22 protein-coding genes and 1 pseudogene are annotated in these 24,887 nt (G+C 70.2%); 12 read left to right on the top strand and 11 right to left on the bottom strand.

Translation table 11 applies throughout. The annotated features are described in order from the left end of the window. Positions 1-92 precede the first annotated feature (92 nt). From ACGFW6_RS44645 to ACGFW6_RS44660, 4 genes and pseudogenes are all read left to right on the top strand, one after another. Positions 93-272: a hypothetical protein gene (locus tag ACGFW6_RS44645; protein ID WP_393523424.1), complete on the top strand. Its 180-nt coding sequence runs from the start codon at positions 93-95 to the stop codon at positions 270-272. Between the two features lie 196 nt (positions 273-468). After that, positions 469-802 (top strand): annotated as a pseudogene (locus ACGFW6_RS44650) (BlaI/MecI/CopY family transcriptional regulator); the annotation flags it as partial. A 332-nt stretch (positions 803-1,134) separates the two neighbouring features. Further along, positions 1,135-1,698 (top strand): amino-acid N-acetyltransferase, encoded by a 564-nt coding sequence (locus ACGFW6_RS44655; protein WP_393523427.1) that lies wholly within the window; start codon positions 1,135-1,137, stop codon positions 1,696-1,698. 247 nt (positions 1,699-1,945) lie between these two features. After that, positions 1,946-2,281 (top strand): Lsr2 family protein, encoded by a 336-nt coding sequence (locus tag ACGFW6_RS44660; protein WP_393523429.1) that lies wholly within the window; start codon positions 1,946-1,948, stop codon positions 2,279-2,281. 31 nt (positions 2,282-2,312) lie between these two features. Here the strand turns inward: ACGFW6_RS44660 and ACGFW6_RS44665 are convergent, their stop codons facing one another. Next, positions 2,313-3,125, bottom strand: coding sequence for an SCO3374 family protein (locus ACGFW6_RS44665; RefSeq protein WP_393523432.1), 813 nt, complete (start codon positions 3,123-3,125; stop codon positions 2,313-2,315). 430 nt (positions 3,126-3,555) lie between these two features. Here ACGFW6_RS44665 and ACGFW6_RS44670 point away from each other — a divergent pair, with 430 nt between their 5' ends. Next, on the top strand, positions 3,556-6,081 hold the full coding sequence (locus ACGFW6_RS44670) for an ATP-dependent Clp protease ATP-binding subunit (protein WP_393523434.1): 2,526 nt from the start codon (positions 3,556-3,558) through the stop codon (positions 6,079-6,081). A 99-nt stretch (positions 6,082-6,180) separates the two neighbouring features. Here ACGFW6_RS44670 and ACGFW6_RS44675 read toward each other — a convergent pair whose 3' ends face one another. Continuing rightward, a complete protein-coding gene (locus tag ACGFW6_RS44675) occupies positions 6,181-6,816 on the bottom strand; it encodes an HAD family acid phosphatase (RefSeq protein ID WP_393523436.1) in 636 nt (211 codons plus the stop codon). A 525-nt stretch (positions 6,817-7,341) separates the two neighbouring features. Between ACGFW6_RS44675 and ACGFW6_RS44680 the strand changes: the two genes are divergently transcribed. Continuing rightward, complete coding sequence (locus tag ACGFW6_RS44680; RefSeq protein ID WP_393523498.1) at positions 7,342-7,977, top strand: M23 family metallopeptidase; 636 nt, start codon at positions 7,342-7,344, stop codon at positions 7,975-7,977. A gap of 13 nt (positions 7,978-7,990) precedes the next feature. Here ACGFW6_RS44680 and ACGFW6_RS44685 read toward each other — a convergent pair whose 3' ends face one another. After that, positions 7,991-8,578, bottom strand: a complete 588-nt coding sequence (locus tag ACGFW6_RS44685; RefSeq protein WP_393523439.1) for a TetR/AcrR family transcriptional regulator — start codon at positions 8,576-8,578, stop codon at positions 7,991-7,993. Positions 8,579-8,696: 118 nt separating this feature from the next. Here ACGFW6_RS44685 and ACGFW6_RS44690 point away from each other — a divergent pair, with 118 nt between their 5' ends. From ACGFW6_RS44690 to ACGFW6_RS44700, 3 genes are all read left to right on the top strand, one after another. Beyond that, positions 8,697-10,274 carry an MDR family MFS transporter gene (locus ACGFW6_RS44690; RefSeq protein ID WP_393523442.1) on the top strand — a complete coding sequence of 526 codons (1,578 nt, stop codon included), beginning with the start codon at positions 8,697-8,699 and terminating at the stop codon, positions 10,272-10,274. A 145-nt stretch (positions 10,275-10,419) separates the two neighbouring features. Next, positions 10,420-10,839: a helix-turn-helix transcriptional regulator gene (locus ACGFW6_RS44695; RefSeq protein WP_393523444.1), complete on the top strand. Its 420-nt coding sequence runs from the start codon at positions 10,420-10,422 to the stop codon at positions 10,837-10,839. Positions 10,840-10,899: 60 nt separating this feature from the next. Continuing rightward, complete coding sequence (locus ACGFW6_RS44700) at positions 10,900-11,334, top strand: VOC family protein (RefSeq protein WP_346183952.1); 435 nt, start codon at positions 10,900-10,902, stop codon at positions 11,332-11,334. Between the two features lie 116 nt (positions 11,335-11,450). Here the strand turns inward: ACGFW6_RS44700 and cseC are convergent, their stop codons facing one another. The 5 genes from cseC to ACGFW6_RS44725 all read right to left on the bottom strand — a co-directional run bounded on the left by cseC (position 11,451) and on the right by ACGFW6_RS44725 (position 16,305). Beyond that, complete coding sequence (gene cseC / locus ACGFW6_RS44705) at positions 11,451-12,917, bottom strand: two-component system sensor histidine kinase CseC (RefSeq protein ID WP_393523447.1); 1,467 nt, start codon at positions 12,915-12,917, stop codon at positions 11,451-11,453. A gap of 10 nt (positions 12,918-12,927) precedes the next feature. Beyond that, positions 12,928-13,632, bottom strand: coding sequence for a two-component system response regulator CseB (gene cseB / locus ACGFW6_RS44710; RefSeq protein ID WP_393523449.1), 705 nt, complete (start codon positions 13,630-13,632; stop codon positions 12,928-12,930). A 131-nt stretch (positions 13,633-13,763) separates the two neighbouring features. Next, positions 13,764-14,354 carry a hypothetical protein gene (locus tag ACGFW6_RS44715; RefSeq protein ID WP_393523500.1) on the bottom strand — a complete coding sequence of 197 codons (591 nt, stop codon included), beginning with the start codon at positions 14,352-14,354 and terminating at the stop codon, positions 13,764-13,766. 158 nt (positions 14,355-14,512) lie between these two features. Continuing rightward, a complete protein-coding gene (locus tag ACGFW6_RS44720) occupies positions 14,513-15,052 on the bottom strand; it encodes a SigE family RNA polymerase sigma factor (RefSeq protein WP_003999062.1) in 540 nt (179 codons plus the stop codon). A 314-nt stretch (positions 15,053-15,366) separates the two neighbouring features. Further along, positions 15,367-16,305 (bottom strand): A/G-specific adenine glycosylase, encoded by a 939-nt coding sequence (locus ACGFW6_RS44725; protein WP_393523452.1) that lies wholly within the window; start codon positions 16,303-16,305, stop codon positions 15,367-15,369. Positions 16,306-17,023: 718 nt separating this feature from the next. Here ACGFW6_RS44725 and ACGFW6_RS44730 point away from each other — a divergent pair. Further along, positions 17,024-17,857, top strand: a complete 834-nt coding sequence (locus ACGFW6_RS44730; protein ID WP_393523455.1) for a hypothetical protein — start codon at positions 17,024-17,026, stop codon at positions 17,855-17,857. Positions 17,858-18,053: 196 nt separating this feature from the next. Here the strand turns inward: ACGFW6_RS44730 and disA are convergent, their stop codons facing one another. Both disA and radA read right to left on the bottom strand, forming a co-directional pair. Next, positions 18,054-19,178 (bottom strand): DNA integrity scanning diadenylate cyclase DisA, encoded by a 1,125-nt coding sequence (gene disA, locus ACGFW6_RS44735; protein WP_393523458.1) that lies wholly within the window; start codon positions 19,176-19,178, stop codon positions 18,054-18,056. Between the two features lie 82 nt (positions 19,179-19,260). Continuing rightward, complete coding sequence (radA, locus tag ACGFW6_RS44740) at positions 19,261-20,670, bottom strand: DNA repair protein RadA (RefSeq protein ID WP_393523460.1); 1,410 nt, start codon at positions 20,668-20,670, stop codon at positions 19,261-19,263. Positions 20,671-20,887: 217 nt separating this feature from the next. Between radA and ACGFW6_RS44745 the strand changes: the two genes are divergently transcribed. Further along, on the top strand, positions 20,888-22,672 hold the full coding sequence (locus ACGFW6_RS44745) for a hypothetical protein (protein WP_393523463.1): 1,785 nt from the start codon (positions 20,888-20,890) through the stop codon (positions 22,670-22,672). A 129-nt stretch (positions 22,673-22,801) separates the two neighbouring features. Here the strand turns inward: ACGFW6_RS44745 and ACGFW6_RS44750 are convergent, their stop codons facing one another. After that, on the bottom strand, positions 22,802-23,662 hold the full coding sequence (locus tag ACGFW6_RS44750) for a hypothetical protein (protein ID WP_393523465.1): 861 nt from the start codon (positions 23,660-23,662) through the stop codon (positions 22,802-22,804). Between the two features lie 74 nt (positions 23,663-23,736). Here ACGFW6_RS44750 and ACGFW6_RS44755 point away from each other — a divergent pair, with 74 nt between their 5' ends. Beyond that, complete coding sequence (locus ACGFW6_RS44755; RefSeq protein WP_393523468.1) at positions 23,737-24,669, top strand: Ppx/GppA family phosphatase; 933 nt, start codon at positions 23,737-23,739, stop codon at positions 24,667-24,669. Positions 24,670-24,887: the final 218 nt, after the last annotated feature.

Raw genomic sequence — 24,887 nt, forward strand, 5'->3', positions numbered from 1 at the left:
ACCTCGCGCCCCGACCCCCGCGCTCAGACCGCCCCCACCCAAACCCGCCCCCAAGCGCCAGAACCCCCCACCCCCCTGGCTACCCTGGACGCATGGACTACGTCTCCGCACTCCTCCCGCCGGCCGTCATGGCCGTCTTCTTCATCGGTGTGATCCGAGTGATCGTGAAGACCCAGGGCGGAGCCAACAAGGCCAAGGAGGACGCGGCCGTGGACGCCGCCCTCGCGCGCGTGGAGGGCACGCGTCAGGCCACCGCGAACAAAGACGCCTGACACTCACCCGCCGCCGTATCCGATTCGGCGGCGCGCACGCACAACGGCGTACGACTCCAAGCCCCGCTTTCCGAGTCGTACGCCCTTTTTGTTCCCGTTTGCCAGAGAAAGTGCACGTCCGGCACGCCAACAACCGGAACTCCCACTATTGTGCTGAGCTGTGCCTCGCCCATTGGGAGAACTCGAAGACGCGGTCATGACGCGGGTGTGGAAGTGGAACCGCCCGGTGACCGTTCGAGAAGTCCTGGAAGATCTCCAGCAGGAACGGTCCATCGCGTACACGACGGTGATGACCGTTTTGGACAATCTCCATCAGAAGGGCTGGGTACGCCGCGAAGCGGAAGGCCGGGCCTATCGATATGAGGCGGTCTCCACGCGAGCCGCCTACTCGGCCGCCCTCATGAACGACGCATGGTCGCAGAGTGACAACCCCGCCGCCGCACTCGTCGCCTTCTTCGGCATGATGAGCGAGGAACAGCGCCACGCCCTGCGGGACGCCGTACGCATCGTCCAGGGCCCGGAAACCGTCGAACCGTCGACGCCGACGTCGCCCCCGTCCGATACGCGCGCCGTAACCGGCATCGATACCGACAGGACAACCGACAGCAGTACCGACAGCAGTACGGACGGCACTACCGACGGCACCGATACCGGCAGCGCCGATACCAGCACCGATAGCGACAACTCCGATACCGGCGGTTCCGAAACCGCCCGCGGTCAAACCCGACGGTCCCAAACCCGACGGTCCCAAACCCGACGCCCGCAAACCTCCGCCCCGCATACCGGCGCCGATACCCGACCGGATACCGCAGGCGAGAACCCCGGCTCCGCACAGGAGCCCGACGAGCGATAGCGTCCGCTCATGTCAGCAGAGAGCCACTCGACCGGGACTCCCTCGGCCGAGAGCCCAGAAGTCAGCTCAAAAGCCATCACCGTCCGACGGGCCCGTACCAGCGATGTCCCGTCGGTGCGCCGTCTCCTTGACGAGTACGTCCGCCGGCGCATCCTGCTCGACAAAGCCACGGTGACGCTTTACGAGGACATCCAGGAGTTCTGGGTCGCGGAACGTGACGACAACGGCGAGGTCGTCGGCTGCGGCGCGCTGCACGTGATGTGGGAAGACCTGGCGGAAGTCCGCACTCTCGCGGTGAAGCCCGGCCTGAAGGGCGCCGGCGTCGGTCACCAGTTGCTGGAGAAGTTGCTGCACACCGCTCGCTGGCTCGGCGTTCGACGCGTTTTCTGTCTGACCTTCGAAGAGGACTTCTTCGGCAAGCACGGCTTCGTCGAGATCGGTGAGACGCCGGTGGACACCGATGTCTACGCGGAGCTGCTGCGTTCCTATGACGAGGGCGTGGCGGAGTTCCTCGGTCTCGAACGAGTGAAACCGAACACCTTGGGCAACAGCCGGATGCTTCTGCATCTGTGATCGCCACGGATCCTCCATGGATCCGCAAGGTGTATTCCGCCCGACAGGCCATGCCCAGGTGCCCTATGTCCGAAACGCGCATGTTTCCGGACCGGGCCCGGGCTGTGAGTCTCTCCCGGGGGTTTGTGTTTTTCCAGCAAAAGCGGTTTGCTTTCCGACGTACTGCAGTACTGCATATAACAGGGGACGGCGAAACGGCGGACGCCGCAGACCCCAGGCCCTCAAGTTATCGATGAAAGGAAATCCGGTGGCACAGAAGGTTCAGGTCCTTCTTGTCGACGACCTCGACGGCGGCGAGGCGGACGAGACCGTGACGTTCGCGCTGGACGGCAAGACGTACGAGATCGATCTCACGACTGCCAATGCGGACAAGCTCCGTGGCCTTCTCGAGCCTTACGTGAAGGGCGGTCGTCGTACCGGAGGCCGCGCTTCGGGTGGTCGCGGAAAGACGCGCGCCGCTTCCGGTGGCAGCCAGGACACCGCGCAGATCCGCGCGTGGGCCAAGGACAACGGCTACGAGGTCAACGACCGCGGTCGCGTTCCCGCGACCATTCGTGAGGCGTACGAGAAGGCCAACGCCTGATCCAGGGCACAGCCTGATCCACGGAACAGGCCTATGGACGGGCCGACGGCCGGGCGCACCCGCGCCTCAGCCGCAGGCGGTGGCAGTGAGTCGCCACCGTGTCCAGCACCCGCACGAGATCGGGGGCGCCCCCACCGCCCCCGAGCGCCGACAACGTCGGCAGCGAGGCCTCGACCTCGCCCCCAGGCTCGGGGGGCCGCAGCCACACGGCGGCCCCCTGCACGGCACCGGAGCGGCCCAGGGGAAGCGGCCGCACGGCACCGGGCTCCGGCAGCCCAGCACGACGTACGGCCCCCCTCGGACCGGCTTCGACGGGGCGCCGTACGGACGCCCCGACCGGGCCCGGTTCGTCGGCGCGGTGCCGCACGCACCCCGACGCCCGCACGTCCCCGGTGCGATGCCAGGCCGAGTACCAGGCGAAATGCCCTACGGCCCCGGGCGTCCCGAGCGCCCGCGCGGGCAGCGGCGCCTCCATGAGGTCGCCCTCGCCGAGCGCCGTCAGGTCCAGGGGCAGAGCTCCCCACTCCAGCCACGCCAGCACGCCCGGCACCTCCTCCGCGCCGCCCGTGGCGATCAGCAGCCGCATCCGGTCGCCCTGGACGGCCACGGGGGAGTGCGGCCCCAGATGGCGCAGTGCCGCGCGGCCCGCCTCGGCCGGGACGTCCAGGACGTCGAAGCGCGCGCCCGCTCGCAGGGCCGGCGGGGATCCGGCGGCCGCGGGCACCACCGGCCAGCCCAGTTCGTTCTCGTACCACCGCCGGACCTGATCGCTCGGATCGAGCGGCCGACGGGGGAGGGGGACCGTGGCGAGGTCCGTGGTGACCGCGGGGCGGGTGCCGAACATGCCAAGAGCAACCGCCGAATGGGCGTGCGGGTTACGCTGGGTGTGCTGACGAATGCGCAGCGTGGCGAAAAAGGGGGCGTGCGGGGGTGTGGGGTGGCGCAAGGTTGTTCGCCCGTAGCGGAGGGAACCGGGGGGCGCGGCATGGAGTGTCTGTCCCAGCGGGTAAGACATCCCTAGTGGGAGGGGGCGACACGCAGGACAGTGAGTCTCACGTTCGCCATCGGCGTACTGATGGTGAGGGTAACTGCCTGGCCTGCGGGAACATCGTCTCGCACCATCGGGTTGGAGCAGATGTCGGCGTTCGGGGTCAGGAGGCCATCGACGGTGTCGGCAGTTGGAATGAGCGGTCCCCGCTTGCGGGACTAAGCTGCGGAAGGACAGGGAGGGGAAGTTCCCCCCACTGCCTGACCGCTCTGAGGAGCGATTAACGATGTTCGAGAGGTTCACCGACCGCGCGCGGCGGGTTGTCGTCCTGGCTCAGGAAGAAGCCCGGATGCTCAACCACAACTACATCGGCACCGAGCACATCCTCCTGGGCCTGATCCACGAGGGTGAGGGTGTCGCCGCCAAGGCCCTTGAGAGCCTCGGGATTTCGCTCGAGGCGGTCCGCCAGCAGGTGGAGGAGATCATCGGCCAGGGCCAGCAGGCCCCGTCCGGGCACATCCCCTTCACCCCCCGTGCCAAGAAGGTCCTGGAGCTGTCGCTCCGCGAGGCCCTTCAGCTGGGCCACAACTACATCGGCACGGAGCACATCCTGCTCGGCCTGATCCGTGAGGGCGAGGGCGTCGCCGCCCAGGTCCTGGTCAAGCTGGGCGCTGATCTCAACCGGGTGCGGCAGCAGGTCATCCAGCTGCTCTCCGGCTACCAGGGCAAGGAGACCGCCACCGCCGGCGGGCCTGCCGAGGGCACCCCCTCGACGTCCCTGGTCCTCGACCAGTTCGGCCGGAACCTCACCCAGGCCGCCCGTGAGTCCAAGCTCGACCCGGTCATCGGGCGCGAGAAGGAGATCGAGCGGGTCATGCAGGTGCTGTCCCGCCGTACCAAGAACAACCCGGTCCTGATCGGTGAGCCCGGCGTCGGTAAGACCGCCGTCGTCGAGGGTCTCGCCCAGGCCATCGTCAAGGGCGAGGTGCCCGAGACCCTCAAGGACAAGCACCTCTACACCCTCGACCTCGGCGCGCTGGTCGCCGGCTCCCGCTACCGCGGTGACTTCGAGGAGCGCCTGAAGAAGGTGCTCAAGGAGATCCGCACCCGCGGCGACATCATCCTGTTCATCGACGAGCTGCACACGCTGGTCGGTGCGGGTGCCGCCGAGGGCGCCATCGACGCCGCTTCCATCCTGAAGCCGATGCTGGCCCGCGGTGAGCTGCAGACCATCGGTGCGACGACGCTGGACGAGTACCGCAAGCACCTGGAGAAGGACGCGGCCCTCGAGCGCCGCTTCCAGCCCATCCAGGTCGCCGAGCCGTCCCTGCCGCACACGATCGAGATCCTCAAGGGTCTGCGCGACCGGTACGAGGCCCACCACCGCGTCTCCATCACCGACGAGGCGCTGGTCCAGGCCGCCACCCTGGCCGACCGGTACATCTCGGACCGCTTCCTGCCGGACAAGGCGATCGACCTGATCGACGAGGCCGGCTCCCGGATGCGCATCCGCCGGATGACCGCGCCGCCGGACCTGCGCGAGTTCGACGAGAAGATCGCCGGCGTCCGCCGCGACAAGGAGTCCGCGATCGACTCGCAGGACTTCGAGAAGGCCGCCTCGCTCCGCGACAAGGAGAAGCAGCTCCTCGCCGCGAAGGCCAAGCGCGAGAAGGAGTGGAAGGCCGGCGACATGGACGTCGTCGCCGAGGTCGACGGCGAGCTGATCGCCGAGGTCCTCGCGACCGCCACCGGCATCCCGGTCTTCAAGCTGACCGAGGAGGAGTCCTCGCGTCTGCTGCGCATGGAGGACGAGCTCCACAAGCGGGTCATCGGCCAGAAGGACGCCGTCAAGGCGCTCTCGAAGGCGATCCGCCGTACGCGTGCCGGTCTGAAGGACCCGAAGCGTCCCGGTGGCTCGTTCATCTTCGCCGGTCCGTCCGGTGTCGGTAAGACCGAGCTGTCCAAGGCGCTCGCCGAGTTCCTCTTCGGTGACGAGGACGCGCTGATCTCCCTCGACATGTCGGAGTTCAGCGAGAAGCACACGGTGTCGCGTCTCTTCGGTTCGCCCCCCGGCTACGTGGGCTACGAAGAGGGCGGCCAGCTGACCGAGAAGGTCCGCCGCAAGCCGTTCTCCGTCGTCCTCTTCGACGAGGTCGAGAAGGCCCACCCGGACATCTTCAACTCGCTGCTGCAGATCCTGGAGGACGGTCGTCTGACCGACTCCCAGGGCCGGGTCGTGGACTTCAAGAACACGGTCATCATCATGACGACCAACCTCGGCACCCGGGACATCTCCAAGGGCTTCAACCTGGGCTTCGCGGCCTCGGGTGACACCAAGTCCAACTACGAGCGCATGAAGAACAAGGTCCAGGACGAGCTCAAGCAGCACTTCCGGCCCGAGTTCCTCAACCGCGTCGACGACGTGGTCGTCTTCCCGCAGCTGACCCAGGACGACATCCTCGCGATCGTCGACCTGATGATCGGCAAGGTGGACGAGCGCCTCAAGGACCGGGACATGGGCATCGAGCTCTCCCAGTCCGCCAAGGAGCTGCTGTCCAAGAAGGGCTACGACCCGGTGCTGGGCGCGCGTCCGCTGCGTCGCACGATCCAGCGCGAGATCGAGGACTCGCTGTCGGAGAAGATCCTCTTCGGCGAGCTGCGTCCCGGTCACATCGTGGTCGTGGACACCGAGGGCGAGGGCGAGAACAAGACCTTCACCTTCCGCGGTGAAGAGAAGTCGGCTCTGCCGGACGTCCCGCCGATCGAGCAGGCGGCCGGTGGAAGCGGGCCGAACCTGAGCAAGGAGGCGTAAGCCTCCCCAGCCTCACCAGCTGAAAAGGGGCCGGTGCTTTCGAGCACCGGCCCCTTCGGCATGCCCTGGGGCTACGACAGCAGGGCTACGACAGCAGGGCTACGACAGCTGCCCGTCGTAGTCCGGCAGCTTGTAGGTCTTCTCGGCGTGGCCGCCCGACAGGTCGGTGGCGCTGTTGCCGATGTTCGCGATGATCGTGTAGCCCTTGTTCTCGATGTCGACGCGCTGGGCCGTCTTGTAGTCGGCGACGTTCTTGAACAGGTCGAAGAAGTTGCGCACGTACAGCCCGGAGACCTTGTAGCCGACGTACTTGAGGTTGTAGTCGGTCACCGAGTAGATGATGCCCGGGCGGGCGGTCACGAAGAACAGCGAGACGCCGTGCTCCTGGGCGTACTTGGCGACCTCCAGGGCCGGCTTGTTGGCCGGCTGCGGGTAGCTGAAGCCGTAGTCCGTCTCCAGGGTGGTGTTGTCGATGTCGAAGACGATCGCCTGCTTCTCACCGGGCTTGGTGCTGGCGATCCGCTGCTTCAGGTAGGGCAGCGCCTGGTTCATGACTGCCTGGCAGTCCTTCTGCCAGGTGGCGTAGTCCACGTCCTCGGCCGCCGTGGTGGCGGTGGCGGTGGTCGAGGTGCTCGCGGCCGTGGCCGCTTCGGCGGGGACCGCGAGGGCCACGAGGGCGGCCGCGGAGACCGTGCCGACCGCTATCCGGCGCGCCCAGGGGTGGCGAAGCGTCATGTTGGGGTCCTCTCACGTCACGTGCGCTCTGTTGTTGTCGCGTGCATGTTCGTGGGTGGGGGTGGCGTGAGGGGAACGGTAGGGTTACTGAACGGTAAGTCGCTAGAGGTGTGCGTCACATGATGCTGAACGATCACTCGTCGCCGGGTCGGCTCACCCCCCTCCGGGACCTCTCATGAGGGGAACTCGGGCGTAGCGCCCGTCACATTCCGGGGTCTTCCGATTGCGTTCAGCGGTGACATGCCGCACAGGCGATTTGTCCGTTACTAGCGGGAATAGTGGAAAGCGGCCTGAAGGGCAAAACGGACTTTCATTATGAAAACTGGCGGGCTGTTTCGGTGTTCACGCTGGTTCGTCCGTATTGGGCGCTCTGTCAAGATGCGGGGATTTTTGATGCGGAGTACTAGCCCTCGTCGTAGTTGAGGGGTTTTGGGGTTCGGCCCCGGCGGGGTTACCAAGGGATAGCCATCCGGCGACCTGATGTGTCGGGTGGTTTTCCCTGTCGTCGTACCCGTGAGGTTTCGAATGTCCCCGCGCTTCTCGTTCCGTTCGCCCCGTACGTCCGCGTTCCGCACCCGTGCTGCTGTGCTGGCCGCCGGACTGGGAGCTTCGGTCGCACTGGGCGCCGGAGGCGCGGTCGCTTCTGAGATGACCTCCGCCCCCGCCGCTTCCGCCGCCGTCCAGGCCCACACCGTCGCCGTGAAGAAGGCGACCGCGAAGAAGGCCCCCGCCAAGAAGGCCGTCTCCTGGGTCAAGCCGGTCAAGAAGTACACGAAGTCCGCCAGCTTCGCGCAGGCCGGTGGCATGTGGCAGTCCACCCACAGTGGTCAGGACTTCGCCGTCCCGACCGGCACCCAGGTCGTGGCCGCGCACGGCGGCACCGTCGTCAAGGTCGGCGGCAACGGCGCCGGTGACGGTCCGGCGTACGGCAACGCCATCGTCATCAAGCACGGCAACGGGACGTTCTCCCAGTACGCCCACCTGTCGCGCATCGACGTGAAGATCGGCCAGGTCGTCAAGACCGGCCAGAAGATAGCCAAGTCCGGCAACACCGGTAACTCCAGCGGTCCGCACCTGCACTTCGAGATCCGCAAGACCGCCAACTACGGCTCGGCCGTCGACCCCGTGGCGTTCCTCCGGGCCAACGGCCTGTCGATCTGAGGCACCTTGCCGCTCAGGCGCCCTTGTGCGCCTGAGTGATCAGATCCGTGGCGACCTCCAGGATGGCCTTGCGCTTCTCCTCGGGGTCGCCTTCGAGGTCCTTCAGCACGAACATCCCGGCGTGCATCGTGAACAGGGCGCTGATGCAGCGCACCTGGTCCACCAGATCGGCGTCCGGATCGATGATGATGTCCCGCATGCCGAGCATGCGGGTCTTGAACGTCTCGCCGATGCTCAGCTCACGGACGGTCGCCTGGTTCTCCTGCATGAAGCGGAACAGGGGGGACGCGCCGGCCAGGGCCTCGCTGTAGCGGCGGACGATCTCCTGCTTGGTCTCCAGGCTGTGCGGCTGCTGCCTGCCCCACTCGATCAGTTCCTCGATCGGCTTCGTCAGATCCTCGAAGAGGCTGACGATGATCTCTTCCTTGGTCTTGAAGTGGTAGTACAGGGCCGCCTTCGTGACCTCCAGGCGCTCGGCGATCTCGCGCAGTGAGGTCTTCTCGTAGCCCTGCTCGGCGAAGAGTTCGAGGGCCACGTCCTGGATGCGCTGGCGGGTGTCCCCGCGGCGCCGCTGCTTGGTGCCGTCCATGGTGCCACCCATCCTCGTGCTTCTCGGCTTTCCAGAAAACTTACTTGACGCCCGGCTAGTTACGCCCCTACCTTCCTTCAGTGTAGGCAACTAGCCGGGCGGCAAGTAAGTAGCTGGGGGAGTGGGAATCATGGCGGACACGATGGCAGTGGACACAGGACCGGCGGATCAGGCGAAGCAAGCCGATCCGGCCGACAAGCAGCCGCGGAGCGTACGGGTCGTACTGCTCGCGCTGATGATCACGATGATGCTGGCGATGCTCGACAACATGATCGTGGGCACCGCGATGCCGACGATCGTCGGTGAGCTGGGCGGCCTGGAGCATCTGTCGTGGGTCGTGACGGCGTACACGCTCGCGACCGCGGCCTCCACCCCCCTGTGGGGCAAGCTCGGCGACATGTACGGCCGCAAGGGCGTCTTCATGTCGTCGATCGTGCTCTTCCTCGTGGGATCCGCACTCAGCGGCATGGCCCAGGACATGGGCCAGCTCATCGGGTTCCGGGCGGTGCAGGGACTCGGCGCCGGCGGTCTGATGGTCGGCGTCATGGCGATCATCGGCGACCTGATTCCGCCGCGGGAGCGCGGCAAGTACCAGGGCATGATGGCCGGCGTCATGGCGCTGGCGATGATCGGCGGACCGCTGGTCGGCGGCACCATCACCGACCACTGGGGCTGGCGCTGGGCCTTCTACATCAACCTGCCGCTCGGCGTCGTGGCCCTCGCCGCGATCAGTGCCGTGCTGCACCTGCCGAAGAAGCGGGCGAAGGCGCGGATCGACTACCTGGGCGCGGGCCTGCTGACCGTCGGCATCACCTCGATCGTGCTGGTGACCACGTGGGGCGGCACGGAGTACGCCTGGACCTCGGCCCGCATCATGGAGCTCATCGGCATCGGCGTCGCCGCGCTGGTCGGGTTCGTGTTCTGGCAGACCAAGGCCGCCGAGCCGGTGGTGCCGCTGCACATCTTCCGCAGCCGCAACTTCACGCTGATGTCCCTGATCGGCTTCATCACCGGTTTCGTGATGTTCGGTGCGACGCTCTTCCTGCCGCTGTACCAGCAGTCGGTGCAGGGCGCCTCCGCCACCAACTCCGGTCTCCTGCTGCTGCCGATGCTCGGCGCGATGCTGGTCACCTCGATGGTCGCGGGCCGGGTGACCACGAACACCGGGCGCTACAAGGTCTTCCCGATCGTCGGCAGCGTCGCGATGGTCGTCGGGCTGTACCTGCTGTCGACCATGGACACGGGCACCTCGCGCTTCATGTCCGGGGTGTTCATGGCCGTGGTCGGGCTCGGCATGGGCTGTCTGATGCAGATCACCATGCTGGTCGCGCAGAACAGCGTGGAGATGAAGGACATGGGCGTCGCGTCCTCCTCCACCACGCTCTTCCGTACGCTCGGCTCCTCGTTCGGCGTCGCGATCATGGGCGCGCTGTTCAACAACCGGGTCCAGGACGTCATGGCCGAGCGGGGCGGGTCGCTGGGGTCCAAGGTGACCGAGCAGTCGGCGCAGCTCGACGCGGCGAGCCTGGCGAAGCTGCCGGACGCGGTGCGCGAGGCGTACCAGCACGCGGTGTCGGCCGGTACGCACTCGGCGTTCCTGCTCGGAGCGGTGATCGCGGTGCTGTCGCTGGCCGCGGCGCTGTTCGTCAAGGAGGTCCCGCTCAAGGGCGCGGGCCCGAAGCCGGAAGCCGTCGAGGGCGGCATCTAGGCCGGCCCGAAGACGGCGCAGGCCGTCCCGGTCCGGCTGGTGGAAGGTCCTCGGGTGTACTGCCCGGGGGCCTTCCCCTTTGCCGTCGTGGTCAGCCGCCTCGCCCGGGCCCGCGTTGTCAGTGGGGCGTGTCACGATCGACTGCATGGACAAGGTGCGGCAGCTGCGGCTGGCCAAGGACGCCATGGACCGGGAGTGGGCCGACCCCGGCCTCGACCTGGACGCCGTGGCCGCACACGCCGGGTACTCGCGGTATCACTTCGTGCGCGCCTTCAAGGAGGTGTACGGCGAGACACCCGGGCAGTATCTGACCCACCGGCGCATCGAGCGGGCCGAGGAGTATCTGCGGGCGGCCAATCTGACCGTGACGGAGATCTGTCATCTGGTCGGGTTCAGCAGCCTCGGGACCTTCTCCACGAAGTTCAAGGCACGGACCGGCCTGTCACCCAGCGAGTACCGAGAGAAGCACGTCGGACGCGGAGCGGCGCTGATACCGGGGTGCTACGCGCTGTTCTGGGCCGGCGGCTTCCGGCAGCGGGAGAGCAACTCTGAAGAAGCGCGCTGACGGCGCCCCTGCCTACCGTGACACCAGGAACCGCACGGCAGAGCACGGGAGAGCAGGGTCATGATCAAGGGGCTGGGCATCACCACCGTCTGGACGTTCGACCAGGCACGTACCAAGGCGTTCTTCACGGAGAAGATCGGCTTCGAGGTGCGCAACGACCTGTCCATGGGCGAGATGAGGTGGGTCACGGTCGGGGCGAAGGGCCAGCCGGACGTCGAACTCGCGCTGATGAGCCTGGACGGACCCGGCCTCGACCCCGAGTCCTCCGAAGCGCTGAAGAAGCTCGTCGCCAAGGGGGTCATCGGCGCCGGGGCGTTCCACACCGACGACTGCCGCGGGGACTACGAGACCTTCAAGGCGCGCGGGGTGGAGTTCATCCAGGAGCCCCAGGAGCGGCCGTACGGCATCGAGGCGATCTTCCGCGACGACAACGGCAACTGGTACTCGCTGACCGAGCGGAGCGAGGAACTCGACTTCTCCAAGTCGTTCGAGTGAGTACGCGGGCCCGAGTGAGTACGTGGGCCCGCCGCGAGTCCTCCGAGTGAGCCCGCCGACCCGGTTCCTCCGAGTGAGCCCGCCGACCCGGTCGCGGTGAGCCGCCCGGCCTGCCGCTACGGCAGCATCGGGTAGCTCCCCGTGGCCGTCGGCGCGTGCTCCGGGAGCCAGAGGACGGCCACCGCGCCCTCCGCCGGCACCGGGTCCGGTGCACCCGGCGGGCGAATGTTCCGGAAGGTCAGCCGGGCCCCGAGAACCCGGGCCTGACCTGCGGCGATCGTCAGTCCGAGGCCATGGCCGTGGCCCGCGCGGTCGCTGCTGCCGGTGCGGAAGCGGCTGGGGCCGTCGGCGAGCAGGTGCTCCGGGAACCCGGGGCCGTGGTCGCGGACCCGGATGACCCGGCCCTCGACCGTGACCTGGATCGGCGGCCTGCCGTGCCGTGCCGCGTTGGCCAGCAGATTGAACAGCACCCGCTCCAGGCGCCGCGGGTCGGTGGTGACCTCCGACTCATGGACGACCCGCACCTCGATGGCAGGGTCCTTGGCCGCGACCCGGCGGCTGACGAACTCGCCCAGCAGGATGTCCTGCAGCTCGGCCCGCTCCGAGGCGCTGTCCAGCCGGGCCACCTCCAGGACGTCCTCGACCAGCGTGCGCATCGCCTTCGCCCGGTCCAGGACCAGTTCCGTGGGCCGGCCCGGCGGCAGCAGCTCGGCCGCCGTCAGCAGTCCGGTCACCGGTGTGCGCAGCTCGTGCGCGATGTCGGCGGTGACCCGGCGCTCCGCCTCCAGCCGCTGCTGGAGCGCGTCCGCCATGGCGTCCACCGCGCTCGCGAGGTCGTCGGTCTCGTCCCGTACGACACCCCCGATGGCGTCCCGCACCCGGACGTCCGGCTCGCCGCTCGCGACCTGGTTCGCCGCGGCCGCCGCCTTGCGCAGCCGCCGTGACAGCTGGCCGCCGATGAGCACGCCGAGCGCGCTGCCGCCGAGCACCACCGCGATGGAGCCGATGATCATGGCCTGGTCGAGGCGGTTGAGGATGTGGTCGCTGCGGTCGGTGAAGCCGGTGCGCAGCGACAGGACATGCCCGTTGTTGAGCGGTACGGCCGCCCAGATGTCGGGCGCGCCGCTCGGCGTGTCGGTGACATACGTCGCCCGCCGGCCCTCCTCGACCTTCTCCCGCAACGCCGCCGGCAGCTCCGGGTCGTCGATCGTGAGGTTGGGGAAGTTCAGCCGCTTGGACTGCTCGTAGCTGCGCTGGGCGATCTGGATGCGCTCGTCGGCGAGGTCGCGCGCGCTGTCCAGCATCGAGACCCGGGCCTGGTTGTGCACGACGAGGCTCAGCACGACCGCGACCAGCGCGCCGACCAGCGCGATCGCCGCGCTCAGCTTCCACCGCAGCCCCGTACGTATGGCGATCCGGCCGCCGCCCACGCCTCTCACGCGCATCCCCCCGCGACCACCTGCCGGTGCCCCCGTACGGCGGCCCGCACGGGCATCCGCGCCCGCCCCCGCGATCTCCGCCGGATCCGTGAGACCGACGCTCGCCGCGCCGGACGCGGCCGGCCGTCTGAACATCCCCCGCATGACGCCCCGCTCAGGCCTTCAGCTTGTAGCCGAAGCCACGGACCGTCTCGATACGGTCCTGGCCGATCTTCTGCCGCAGCCGCTGCACATGGACGTCGACGACCCGCGTGTCGCCGCCCCAGCCGTAGTCCCACACCCGCTCCAGCAGCTTGTCCCGGCTCAGCACCGTGCCCGGCGCCGAGGAGAACTCCAGCAGCAGCCGCATCTCGGTCGGCGTGAGCGCGACGGGCTGTCCGTCCCGGCGCACCTCCATGCCCTCGGTGTCGACCTCCAGGTCGCCGAAGGTCAGCAGACCGCCGGTGGCCGCGGAGTCGGTGTCGTCCTCCCGGTCCGTGCGGCCGGCGTGCCCGAAGCGGCGCAGCACCGCCCGGATCCGCGCGACCAGTACGGCCCCGTCGAACGGCTTGGTGACGTAGTCGTCCGCGCCCGCCTCCAGACCCAGCACCACGTCGATGGAGTCGGCCCGCGCCGACAGCATGATCACCGGCACGGTCGACTCGTCGCGGATACGCCGGCACAGGCTGACCCCGTCCAGACCCGGGACCATCACGTCCAGCAGCGCGATGTCGGGCCGGTCCGTGCGGAACGCCTCCAGACCCGACAGCCCGTCGGGCATGGCGGTCACCGCGAAGCCGTCCCGCTCCAGAGCGAGCTGGGTGGCCTCGCGGATGACGTCGTCGTCCTCGACGAACAGGACGTGGGTCTGGTCTGCCATCCCGGTGCTCTCAGTCCTCGTGTGTGTCCGGTGGTGCGTCGGATGCTGCTCGGCCGCGCGGGGCGTGTCCACAGGACGTGCCCACTCGGGGGACGCGTGCGGCGCCCGATGCGTTCACGGCCCCGGCGTTCTCAGCCGTCCGGCGCCGGCGAGTCGTCGCCGCCGAGCGAGCCGTAGTCGGTGCGGGTGCTGAACTTGCGGACGAAGCGGTCGGACTTCCACTGGTACGAGATCACGTCCTCGCTGGACGGGTTCGACAGCGCGTCGTCCTGGGCGTACACCTGCTTGGTCACCACAAGGTAGCCGCGGTCGATCTCGGCGTAGACCGGAGGCTCCTCCGAGCGGAACACATTGCGGTACGCGCCGCTCTGCTCGCGGTACACGTACGAGGCGACACCGACGCCGTCCCCGCAGGACAGGACGTTGACCACGATGTCCTCCGCGGGACCGCCGGTCAGGTCGCCGTACGACACGTCGATGGGGTAGTCGTCGGACACGCATGGCTTCAGCTCGCGCTTGACCTCCGTCGAGACCACGGGGTCCGCCTTGACCAGCCGCACGGCCTCCGTGCGGTCCGGGACCGCGGAGGCCGAGGCCACGGCCGACGGTGAGACGGCGGAGCCGCCCGCCATGTCGGCGTGCGCGGGGCCCTCGTCACGGGCGCCGGTGCCGCCGGTGGCACAGCCGGAGGCGAAAAGGGCGAGGGCGACGACCACGGCCATCGCCGTGAACGCCGCCTGTATGGGCCCCCGCACGGGCCCGGATCCGGGACCGGAGTGCGCGGAGCCGCTGTCCTCGGAGCCCCCGTCCGTGGCCCTGTCACCCCTGTCCGTGTCCCCGTCACCCGTTTCCGGGTGCCCGGTGCCGCCCGTAGTCGTGCCTAGGCCGCGCAACGCTCCCGCTCCTCACGCTCCAGCGCGCGTGCGTCCAGATCGCGGCTCTCCAGCTCCTCGCGGAGCCGGGCGAGCGCCCGGTGCAGCGTGCTCTTGACCGTTCCGGCCGACATGCCGAGGGCCGCGGCCGTCTCCTCCGTGGACATCTGCTCCCAGTGTCGCAGCACGACGACGCTGCGTTGCTTGGGTGCGAGAACCTTCATGATGTCCATCAGCAGGGCGCGGTCCGCGTGCTGCTCGGTGGAGTCGTCGACCGAGGCGTCCGGGAGCTGCTCGGTGGGGACCTCCTCCAGCTTGCGCGCACGCCACCACTCGGTCCGCGTGTTGATCATGACGCGGCGCAGGTAGGCGTCCGCGAGCCGCTTGTCCGCGATGCCGTCCCAGCGGTGATACGTGCGCACCAGCGCGGTCTGCAGCAGGTCCTGCGCGTCGACCGGGTCCGGGACCAGCCGGCGGGCGCTGCGCAGCAGCGCGTCCTGCCGGGTGCGGACGTACTCCTCGAACTCGAGCACCTCGCCCTGCGCCATGTTGACCGCCTCCCGATTCCCCGTTCCCGGCCGGCCTGTCGGCCGTCGGTCTCACTGCTTCTGCTTCGTTGTCGTCCCCGTCTGCCGGGTACGGAAATGAAGCTACGGAGGCGTTGTCACGGCGCTGTCCGAAGCAGCCTGCGGCCAGCGCTCGGCTGTCCGTCGGTTGTGTAACGGAATCAGGAAACGGACATAACGGTCGGGGGGTTGGGGTGACTATGGGGCGATTTGTCGGTGTGTCGGCCGTGCAACAGCCGTGCGGACGCTGTGAGTCGTGTGGTGCAGAGACCGTACGGCTGTGATGTGACTGTGTGTCAGCTCAGGGGCAGACGGTACGACCCGCCCGGCAGCGGCTCCACCAGTCCGTCCGAGACGAGGCCGTCCAGTGCACGGGCGCGCTGCACCGGTTCGTGCCACACACGGTCCAGCGCCGCCTGCGGGACGGGGGTGTGGGCGTCGCGCAGCACGGCGAGCAGCTTGCCGCGCACCTGACGGTCGGTCCCGGCGTACGTCTGGCCGCGGCGCGGCGGCCCGTCGTGCTCCGGCTTCCCGGCGAGCCGCCAGGCGCACTGCGCGGCGACCGGACAGCGGTGGCACGACTCGTTCTTCGCGGTGCACACCAGGGCGCCGAGCTCCATGGAGGCGGCGGCCCAGCGGGCCGCGGTGCGCTCGTCCTCGGGCAGCAGGGCACGGGCGAGCTTGCGTTCGGCGGCGGTCGTGGCGTTCGGCGGGTACTGCACGCCGGTGACGGCCCGCGCGAAGACCCGGCGGACGTTGGTGTCCAGGACGGCGTGCCGCTGGCCGTACGCGAAGGACGCCACGGCGGCGGCCGTGTACTCGCCGATGCCGGGCAGCGCGAGGAGCTGGGCGTGGTCGGTCGGTACGTCCCCGCCGTGCCGTTCCGCTATGGCGACGGCCGCGCCGTGCAGCCGCAGCGCGCGGCGCGGATAACCGAGCCGGCCCCAGGCGCGGACGGCCTCGCCGGGCGCCTCCTTGGCCAGGTCGGCGGGGCGGGGCCAGCGGGACAGCCACTGCTCGTAGACGGGCAGGACGCGGTTCACCGGCGTCTGCTGGAGCATGAACTCACTGACCATCACGCCCCAGGGGCCGGCCTCGGGGCGCCGCCAGGGGAGGTCGCGGGCGTTCTCGTCGAACCAGTCGATGACGGGGCTGTGCAGCGAGTGGTCTCCGACGGGGGAGCCGGAGGGGGCGTCGCCGGTGCTGTCGGGTGAGGGCTTCGTGGGCGCAGTCATGGCTTTCCGATCCTGCCATGCGGAGGGCGGCCGGGTGGGTAGGCGGCGGGTGCCGGTGCGTTGGGGGCCTCGGATCGGGGTGAGCCGCGGACAGGGGTGAGCCGCAAATCGGGGTGAGGCTCGGATAGGTCCGCGCCGTGCTGTCGTTCGCGCCGGATCGCGCATGGGCGCGTCGGCGTGCGACCTCGCCGGTGTCCTCCCGGACCGCGCCGTGCGCGACGCCTGCGTGGAGCGTGCCCCCGGCCCGCTCCTGCGGGACAGCTGGCCTTGCTGCTGCCGCACGAGCGGCGAACTGTCATGTGCTGCAAGTCAGTTGAGGGCATCGTCGGCGACGCGAGGGGCAGCTGTGGCCAGAGGTGCAAGGACCGCTATCGCGAATCTCCAGCCGCGTCCTGTCCGGCCTGCCACCGGGCGCGGACGATCACCGGCGGCGCGGCCTCCGTCCATGTCCCGGCCGCGTGCCGTACCCACGTTGGGGTGTCATGGGCGCGGCGCTGATGTCCCGGCAGCGGCCGGCGTCCCGGAAATTCACGGTCACGGACCGTAGATGACGGGCCGATCTCGTCACGCCTTGTGATCGGCTTGTGTCGCCTCCGACGGAAGACAGGCGCGACGCGGCCTCCGGCGAGCGGTTTCCGGGATGATGATCCGGAAAAGTTGCCGTCCGGGGCGGCGGGTGGGGCAAGGTAACGCGCCGATCTCTCGTACAGTTTGCGCCGTGGGATCTCTGCGCAATCCGGTCGGGCCGCTTCCCTCCACCATCTACTGGCGACGGAGGGCCGTACTGCTGTCGGTGTGCGCCCTGTTGGCGCTACTGATCACCTGGGTGCTCACCTCGGGCGGCGGAGGCGGCAAGAACGACGCGGGCGGATCCGACGGCAAGAATCCGGCCCCCTCGACGATCACGCCGGGCCCCTCGGGCTCCGGTCCTGCGATCAGTCAGGCGCCGGGCGGCCGCGACGAGTCGACGGCCGGCGGGGACTCCGGCGGGTCGGGTTCCGGCGACGGCTCGGGCGACGGGAGCGGCTCCGGCGACGGTACGAGCGCCGGGGGCTCCGGCGGATCGGGCGGCTCCGGCAGCGGTGTCGCGGGCGGCGGCTCGGGCGGGGACGTCGGCGCGGACGACGCGGTGGCCGAGGGCTCCTCGCTGCCCAACTGTGTCTCGGGCCAGATGAAGCTGGCGGTGCGCAGCCTCCACAACGCCTACGAGCCCGGCGAGACCCCCGCCCTGCTGCTGACCGCGACGAACTCCTCCACCTACGACTGCAAGGTCGATCTCGGCCCGAAGAACGCCGTGGTGACGGTCACTCAGGCGGGATCCGAGAACGACTTCTGGTCCTCGGCGGACTGCCCCAAGGTCTCCAGCAGCCTGCGTTTCCGGGTGCCGGCCGGTTCGAGCATCACCTACACCGTGAAGTGGGACCGCAGGGCGAGCGCCCCGCAGTGCGCGACGCCCGCCGCCGGGTCGGCCGAGGCCGGCACGTATCTGGTGGAGGCGACGACACCCGGCTTCGGTACGGCCCAGACGTCGTTCGTCCTGGAGAACGACTAGCGGGCCGTACGGCGACCGGGCGGTACGGCGACCGGGCGGTGCGAGGTGCCCGGTGCGGGCGGCCGAGCGGTGCGGACCGTACGTCGACCGGACCGTACGTCGACCGGGCCGTACGGCGGCCGGGCGGTGCGGGGGCGCCGGTGCGGGGTCACGCCGGCGGGAGACGCACCGGTGTGTGGCGCGGCTCTCGGCTCAGCTAGACGTACCGCTCCAGGATCGAGCTCTCGGCCAGCCGCGACAGGCCCTCGCGCACGCTGCGTGCCCGGGCCTCGCCGACGCCGTCCACCGTCTGCAGGTCGTCCACGCTGGCGGCGAGCAGCTTCTGCAGGCCGCCGAAGTGCTCCACCAGGCGGTCGATGATGGCGCCGGGCAGCCTCGGCACCTTGGCCAGGAGGCGGAAGCCGCGCGGGGAGACCGCCGAGTCCAGCGCCTCCGGGGAGCCGGTGTAGCCCAACGCCCGTGCCACCGTGGACAGTTCCAGGAGCTCGGCGTGGGTCAGGGCGTCCAGTTCGTACAGCGCCTCGTCGACCGTGCGGGAGCGCTTGGCCGTCGGCTCGGGGACGTAGTCGCGCACCACGAGCTCACGCTCGGGCTCCACGCCCGCGATCAACTCGTCCAGCTGGAGGGCGAGAAGACGGCCGTCGGTGCCCAGCTCCACCACGTACTCGGCGATCTCGGTGGCGATGCGCCGGACCATCTCCAGGCGCTGCGCCACCGCGGAGACGTCCCGGACCGTCACCAGGTCCTCGATCTCCAGCGCTGACAACGTTCCCGCGACCTCGTCCAGGCGGAGCTTGTAGCGCTCCAGGGTCGCCAGCGCCTGGTTGGCGCGGGAGAGGATCGCCGCCGAGTCCTCCAGGACGCGGCGCTGACCGTCGACGTAGAGGGCGATGAGCCGCATCGACTGGGAGACCGAGACGACCGGGAAGCCGACCTGCTTGCTGACGCGGTCAGCCGTGCGGTGCCGGGTGCCCGTCTCCTCCGTGGGGATGGTCGCGTCCGGCACGAACTGCACACCCGCGCGCAGGATCTTCGACAGGTCGGACGACAGCACGATGCCGCCGTCGAGCTTGCACAGCTCCCGCAGTCGCGTCGCCGTGAACTCGACATCCAGGACAAATCCACCCGTGCACATCGTCTCGACGGTCTTGTCGAAGCCGAGCACGATGAGCCCGCCGGTGTTGCCGCGCAGGACGCGTTCGAGCCCGTCGCGCAGGGCCGTGCCGGGAGCCACCGCGCTCAGTGAGGCGCGCATCAGGCCATCGGCACCGGAACTCCCGCCGGACTTTCCGGGAGCTGCTGCCCGGTCGTTGGCTGCCACTGCACTCCTCCGGTCGCAGGTTCTTCTGGCGCTCCCGTTTCGCACATTCGGTTCGTACGGACGGGCGAGACCAGGGCAAAGTCTACCGGCGGTCCTCCTCGTCCCGTGGGGCCTCTCGCCGACGCGAGCGCGGAAGGACCCGGAGCGCGTCTCCTATGTCGGCCACTTCCAGCACCTTCATGCCCGTGGGGATCTTGCCGGGGTCGCCCGGAACAAGGGCGTGCGTGAAGCCCAGACGGTGCGCCTCGGCGAGCCTGCGCTGCACGCCGGTGACCCGTCTGACCTCGCCCGCGAGGCCCACCTCGCCGATCGCGACGAGGTTCTTGGGGAGAGGTGTGTCACTGGCGGCGGAGGCCAGCGCGAGGGCGACGGCGAGGTCCGCCGCGGGCTCGGAGAGCTTCACTCCGCCGACCGTCGCCGAGTAGATGTCCCGCTTGCCGAGGGCGCTGATCCGGCCGCGCTGCTCCAGCACGGCCAGCATCATCGACACGCGTGAGGTCTCCAGACCGGACGTCGTACGGCGGGGCGAGGGGATCTGGGAGTCGACGGTGAGCGCCTGCACCTCGGCGACCAGCGGGCGGCGGCCCTCCAGGGTGACCGTCAGGCAGGTGCCCGGGACCGGTTCGGCACGGCGGGTCAGGAACAGTCCGCTCGGGTCGGCGAGGCCCGTGATTCCCTCGTCGTGCAGTTCGAAGCAGCCGACCTCGTCCGTCGCGCCGTAGCGGTTCTTGACGCCTCGTACGAGCCGCAGGCGCGCGTGCCGGTCGCCCTCGAAGTGGAGCACCACGTCCACGAGGTGCTCCAGGAGGCGAGGGCCGGCGATGGCGCCGTCCTTGGTGACGTGTCCCACGAGGAGGGTGGACATCCCGCGCTCCTTGGAGGCGCGGATCAGCGCTCCGGCCACCTCCCGGACCTGGGCCATGCCGCCGGGCGCGCTGTCGATCTCGGGGGAGGCCACCGTCTGCACCGAGTCGAGGATGAGCAAGGACGGCTTGACCGCGTCCAAGTGGCCCAGCACGGCGGACAGGTCGGTCTCCGCCGCGAGATACAGATGATCGTCGAGGGCGTTGATGCGGTCGGCGCGCAGCCGCACCTGGCTCGCCGACTCCTCCCCGGTGACGTACAGCGTGCGGTGCTCGTCGCTCGCGGACTTGGCCGCCACGTCCAGCAGCAGCGTGGACTTGCCGACGCCGGGCTCGCCCGCGAGGAGGACCACGGCACCGGGCACCAGTCCGCCGCCGAGCACCCGGTCCAGCTCCGGCACACCGGTGGAGCGCGCGGTCGCCTGCCGTCCGTCGATCTGCCCGATCGGCAGCGCGGAGTTCGTCACCCGCCCCGGCGTCGTCGTACGGACCGCGGGCGCGCCGTACTCCTCGACCGTCCCCCATGCCTGGCACTCGGGGCAGCGGCCGAGCCACTTGGCCGTCTGCCAGCCGCACTCGGTGCAGCGGTAGGACGGTCGGTCCTTCGTGGACTTGGTACGGGCAGCCATGCGATGAACCGTAGCCGAGCCCACTGACAACGCCGTACGGCCGTGCGCGCGGGGCCTCTTCGGCACCCGCGGAAGGGCTTCTGGGACCGCCGATTCGTCATGCACAAGCCATGGAATCCCGGGTTCCTGTACCCCTTTGAGGGATCGTTTCACCCGTATGGATTAAAACTGCTCAAGCAGGCAGAAGGCGCCACCTCGGGCCGCCTACGGTCCACCAATGATGAGCAGCACTCCGGAGACCACGACCCGCACCACCGGCGCGCATCGGGCGCACCGGGAGGCGCGTGATCGTGCGGCGGCGCGCACGCTGGCGCAGCGGCCGCCCGCGCGCTACGAGCCTTATCTGGACGGGCTGTTCACCTACTGCCTGTCCGTCCTGTGCGACCACGACACCGCGACCGCCGCCCTCGGCGACGTCCTCGCGCTCGCCGAGCGCCGCGGTCAGCGCGTGCCCGAGACCGCCGCCGACCGGCGGCCCTGGCTGTACGCGCTGGCCCGCTGGGCGTGTCTGCGCAAGCTGGCCGAGGCCAAGCAGAAACGTACGGGCAGCCACGCGGCGGGCCGGCACGGAGCGCACCGGCCGACCGGCGCGCAGCCCGCCGGGCCGCACGTCGCCGACGAGGTCCAGGAGCAGCGGCGCCGCGAACTCGCCCTGCTCGCCTGGCCGGAGGCCGCGGGCACCACACCGGAACAGCGCGAGGCCCTGGAGCTCGCCGTGCGCCACCACCTCGCCGCGGGCGAGGTCGCCGCCGTCCTCGGCCTGGACCTGGCCGCCGCGCGGGAGCTGCTCGCCTCCGCCGCCTGCGAGGTCGAGCGCACCCGCGCGGCCCTCGCCGTCGTCGAGACCGGCGCCTGTCCGAGCGTTGCCCGGCTGACCGGCGACAACCAGGTCGTGCTCGGCACGGCCCTGCGCCGCGAACTCGTCCGGCACGTCGACGACTGCCCGCGCTGCCGCCGCACCGCCGAGCGCGCGATCCCCGGCCGGTGGCCCGGAGCGGCCGTCACCCCTGCCGAGCTGCCCGTCCTGGAGGCGCCCCGCGCGGCGCTGCACATGGCCCTCGCGCATCACCCGCGCGCGCGTGGCGGCGCCGTGCCGCGCTTCGACCGGCGCGGCTTCCCCATGGACCCGAAGGACCACGCCGCCCGCCGGGACCGGCTCCGTGCGCGTGCCGTCACCACCACCGTCGTCGCCACCGTGATCGCCGCCCCGGTCATCGCCCTGTGGGCTGCCTACCGGGGCACCCCGACCGGCGACGCCGTCGACGGCGGTTCGGCCAGCGCGAGCGAGGCGCACGGTCCCGACGCCCTCGACGGAGAGAGCGCGGGCGGCGGCTACGAGAACGCCGGCAACGCCAGCATCGCCCCCGGCGGACGCTTCGGCGAGCACCCCGGCGACGACGTCCTCGTCGAGGTCGTCAGCGTCAGCGGCGCGAGCGCGGGGAACCTGGATGTGAGCGCCGACCAGAGCGGCGACACCACGCTCGTCACTCTCAGGGCGACCGGGCGCATGCCGGTGCGCTGGTCGGCGAGCACCGGCGCGCACTGGCTCTACCTGAGCCGGTCGTCGGGAACGCTGGCGCCGGGCGAGTCGTTGACGATCAAGGTGTACGTCGACCAGCTGCGCGAGCCGTCCGGGTTCTGGAGCGCGCGGGTGGCGATCGCACCCGCCGGTGCCGTCGTCGCCATCGAGGGCTACGGCACCGCCCCGACCCCCTCCGACCCGGGACAGGGCCCCGGCCCCGACCCCCTCCCGAGCGATCCGACCGATCCCGGGACGCCCAGCGACCCGCCGCCCTCGTCCTCCGATCCCGACCCGACGCCGACGACTCCGGATCCGACGGACCCGACCCCGGGCGATCCGACGCCGAGCGACCCGCCCTCCAGCGATCCGCCGCCCTCGTCGTCCGACCCGGCGCCGTCCGACCCCTCCGGCCCGTCCGAGCCGACGGGCTCGACACCGCCGCCCGGCGGCAGCGGGGAGCCCAGCCCGTCGGGGCCGTAGGCCACAAGATGTCGGGTCCGGGCATGTCGCGATGGCCGCGTCGAGGACCGGTCGCCCGGCCCGGCACCGCGGCCGCCCGCGGTGCCGAGGGCGGCCCTCATGCCTTGCCTCGCGGCCGGTCGCCGGCGGTCAGCCGACCGGGTCCGCCGGGTGCGGAGCCAGCAGCGGGAGCTGCGACGCCAGCCGCTCCTCGCACAGCTCGACCAGACGGTCGTAGCCGGCCTTGCCCATCAGCTCGATCAGCTCCGGCCGGTAGGACACGTACACCGGGTCACCGGCGCCGTGCGCCGACGTCGCCGACGTGCACCACCAGTGCAGGTCGTGGCCGCCCGGACCCCAGCCGCGGCGGTCGTACTCGCCGATCGACACCTGGAGCACCCGGGTGTCGTCGGGCCGGTCGATCCACTCGTAGGTCCGGCGCACCGGAAGCTGCCAGCAGACGTCCGGCTTGGTCTCCAGCGGCTCGCGGCCCTCCTTCAGGGCCAGGATGTGCAGCGAGCAGCCCGCGCCGCCCGGGAAGCCGGGGCGGTTCTGGAAGATGCACGAGCCGTTGAAGGGACGGGTCTGGCGGTCGCCGTCCTCGTCCTCCGAGATCCAGCCGTGCTCCATGCCCTCGTCATGGTGCTGCCAGATCTCCGGCGTGAGCCTCGCCACATGATCCGCCACGCGCTTCTCGTCGTCCTCGTCCGAGAAATGGGCCCCCAGCGTGCAGCAGCCGTCGTCGGCGCGGCCGGCCTGGATGCCCTGGCAGCCGCTGCCGAAGATGCAGTTCCAACGGGAGGTCAGCCATGTCAGATCGCAGCGGAAGATCTGCTCGTCGTCCGCCGGATCAGGGAATTCCACCCACGCGCGTGCGAAGTCGAGGCCCTTCTCGTCCGGCTCCTGGGAGCCCTTCCCCGGCTTCTTCGACTTCGTGGCCGCTTTCGCCTGCGAAGAACCCTTGTCGGATTTGGACGTCTTGTCGTCCTTCGCCTTTTTCGTCTTTGGCACGGGACCAGGGTACGGCGTCCGTACCTGCGACTTCGAGGACAGAGGACCGCCCAGGTGGCAGTAGCGTTCCGTACATGAGACTCGGTGTCCTCGACGTGGGATCTAACACGGTGCATCTGCTGGTGGTGGATGCGCACCCGGGCGCGCGCCCGCTGCCCGCGCATTCGCACAAGGCGGACCTGCGCCTGGCCCAACTCCTCGACGGCAGCGGAGCCATCGGTCCCGACGGGGTCGACCGGCTGATCGGCGTCGTCCACGAGGCGCTCCAGGCCGCCGAGGACAAGGGTGTCGAGGAAGTCCTGCCGTTCGCCACGTCCGCCGTGCGCGAGGCGAGCAACGCCGACGACGTGCTCGCGCGTGTGATGGACGAGACCGGGGTCCGGCTCCAGGTCCTCACCGGCGCGGAGGAGGCCCGGCTGACCTTCCTCGCCGCCCGGCGCTGGTTCGGCTGGTCGGCCGGAAAGCTGCTCGTGCTGGACATCGGGGGCGGGTCCCTGGAGATCGCGTACGGCATCGACGAGGAGCCGGACGCGGCGGTGTCGCTGCCGCTCGGCGCGGGGCGGCTGACCGCCGGCTGGCTGCCGGGGGATCCTCCGGACCCCGAGGACATACGGGCCCTGCGGCGGCACGCACGCGCGCAGATCGCCCGCACGGTCGGCGAATTCAGCCGCTTCGGCGCGCCCGACCACGTCGTGGCGACGTCCAAGACGTTCAAGCAGCTGGCCCGTATCGCCGGTGCCGCACGTTCCGCGGAGGGCCTGTACACCCAGCGCGAGCTGAAGCGGGAGTCCCTGGAGGCCTGGGTGCCCCGGCTGGCCGGGATGACCGTGGCCCAGCGCGCGGAACTGCCCGGCGTCTCGGAAGGGCGTGCCGGACAGCTCCTCGCGGGGGCGCTGGTGGCCGAGGGGGCCATGGACCTGTTCGGCGTGGAGACGCTGGAGGTCTGCCCGTGGGCGCTGCGCGAGGGTGTGATCCTGCGGAAGCTGGACCAGCTGACGGTGGGGTAGGGGTGCGATGCCTGCGGCGGCCTGTGCGGGGTCGGTGGGGGTGCGCCGTGATGCCTGCGGCGGCCTGTGCGGGTCGGTGGGGGTGCGCGGTGGTGCCTGCGGCGGCCTGTGCGGGGTCGGTGGGGGTGCGCGGTGGTGCCTGCGGCGGCCTGTGCGGGTCGGTGGGGGTGCGCGGTGGTGCCTGCGGCGGCCTGTGCGGGTCGGTGGGGGTGCGCGGT

The organism is Streptomyces sp. Y7 (genome assembly GCF_043195415.1).
Lineage (GTDB): Bacteria > Actinomycetota > Actinomycetes > Streptomycetales > Streptomycetaceae > Streptomyces.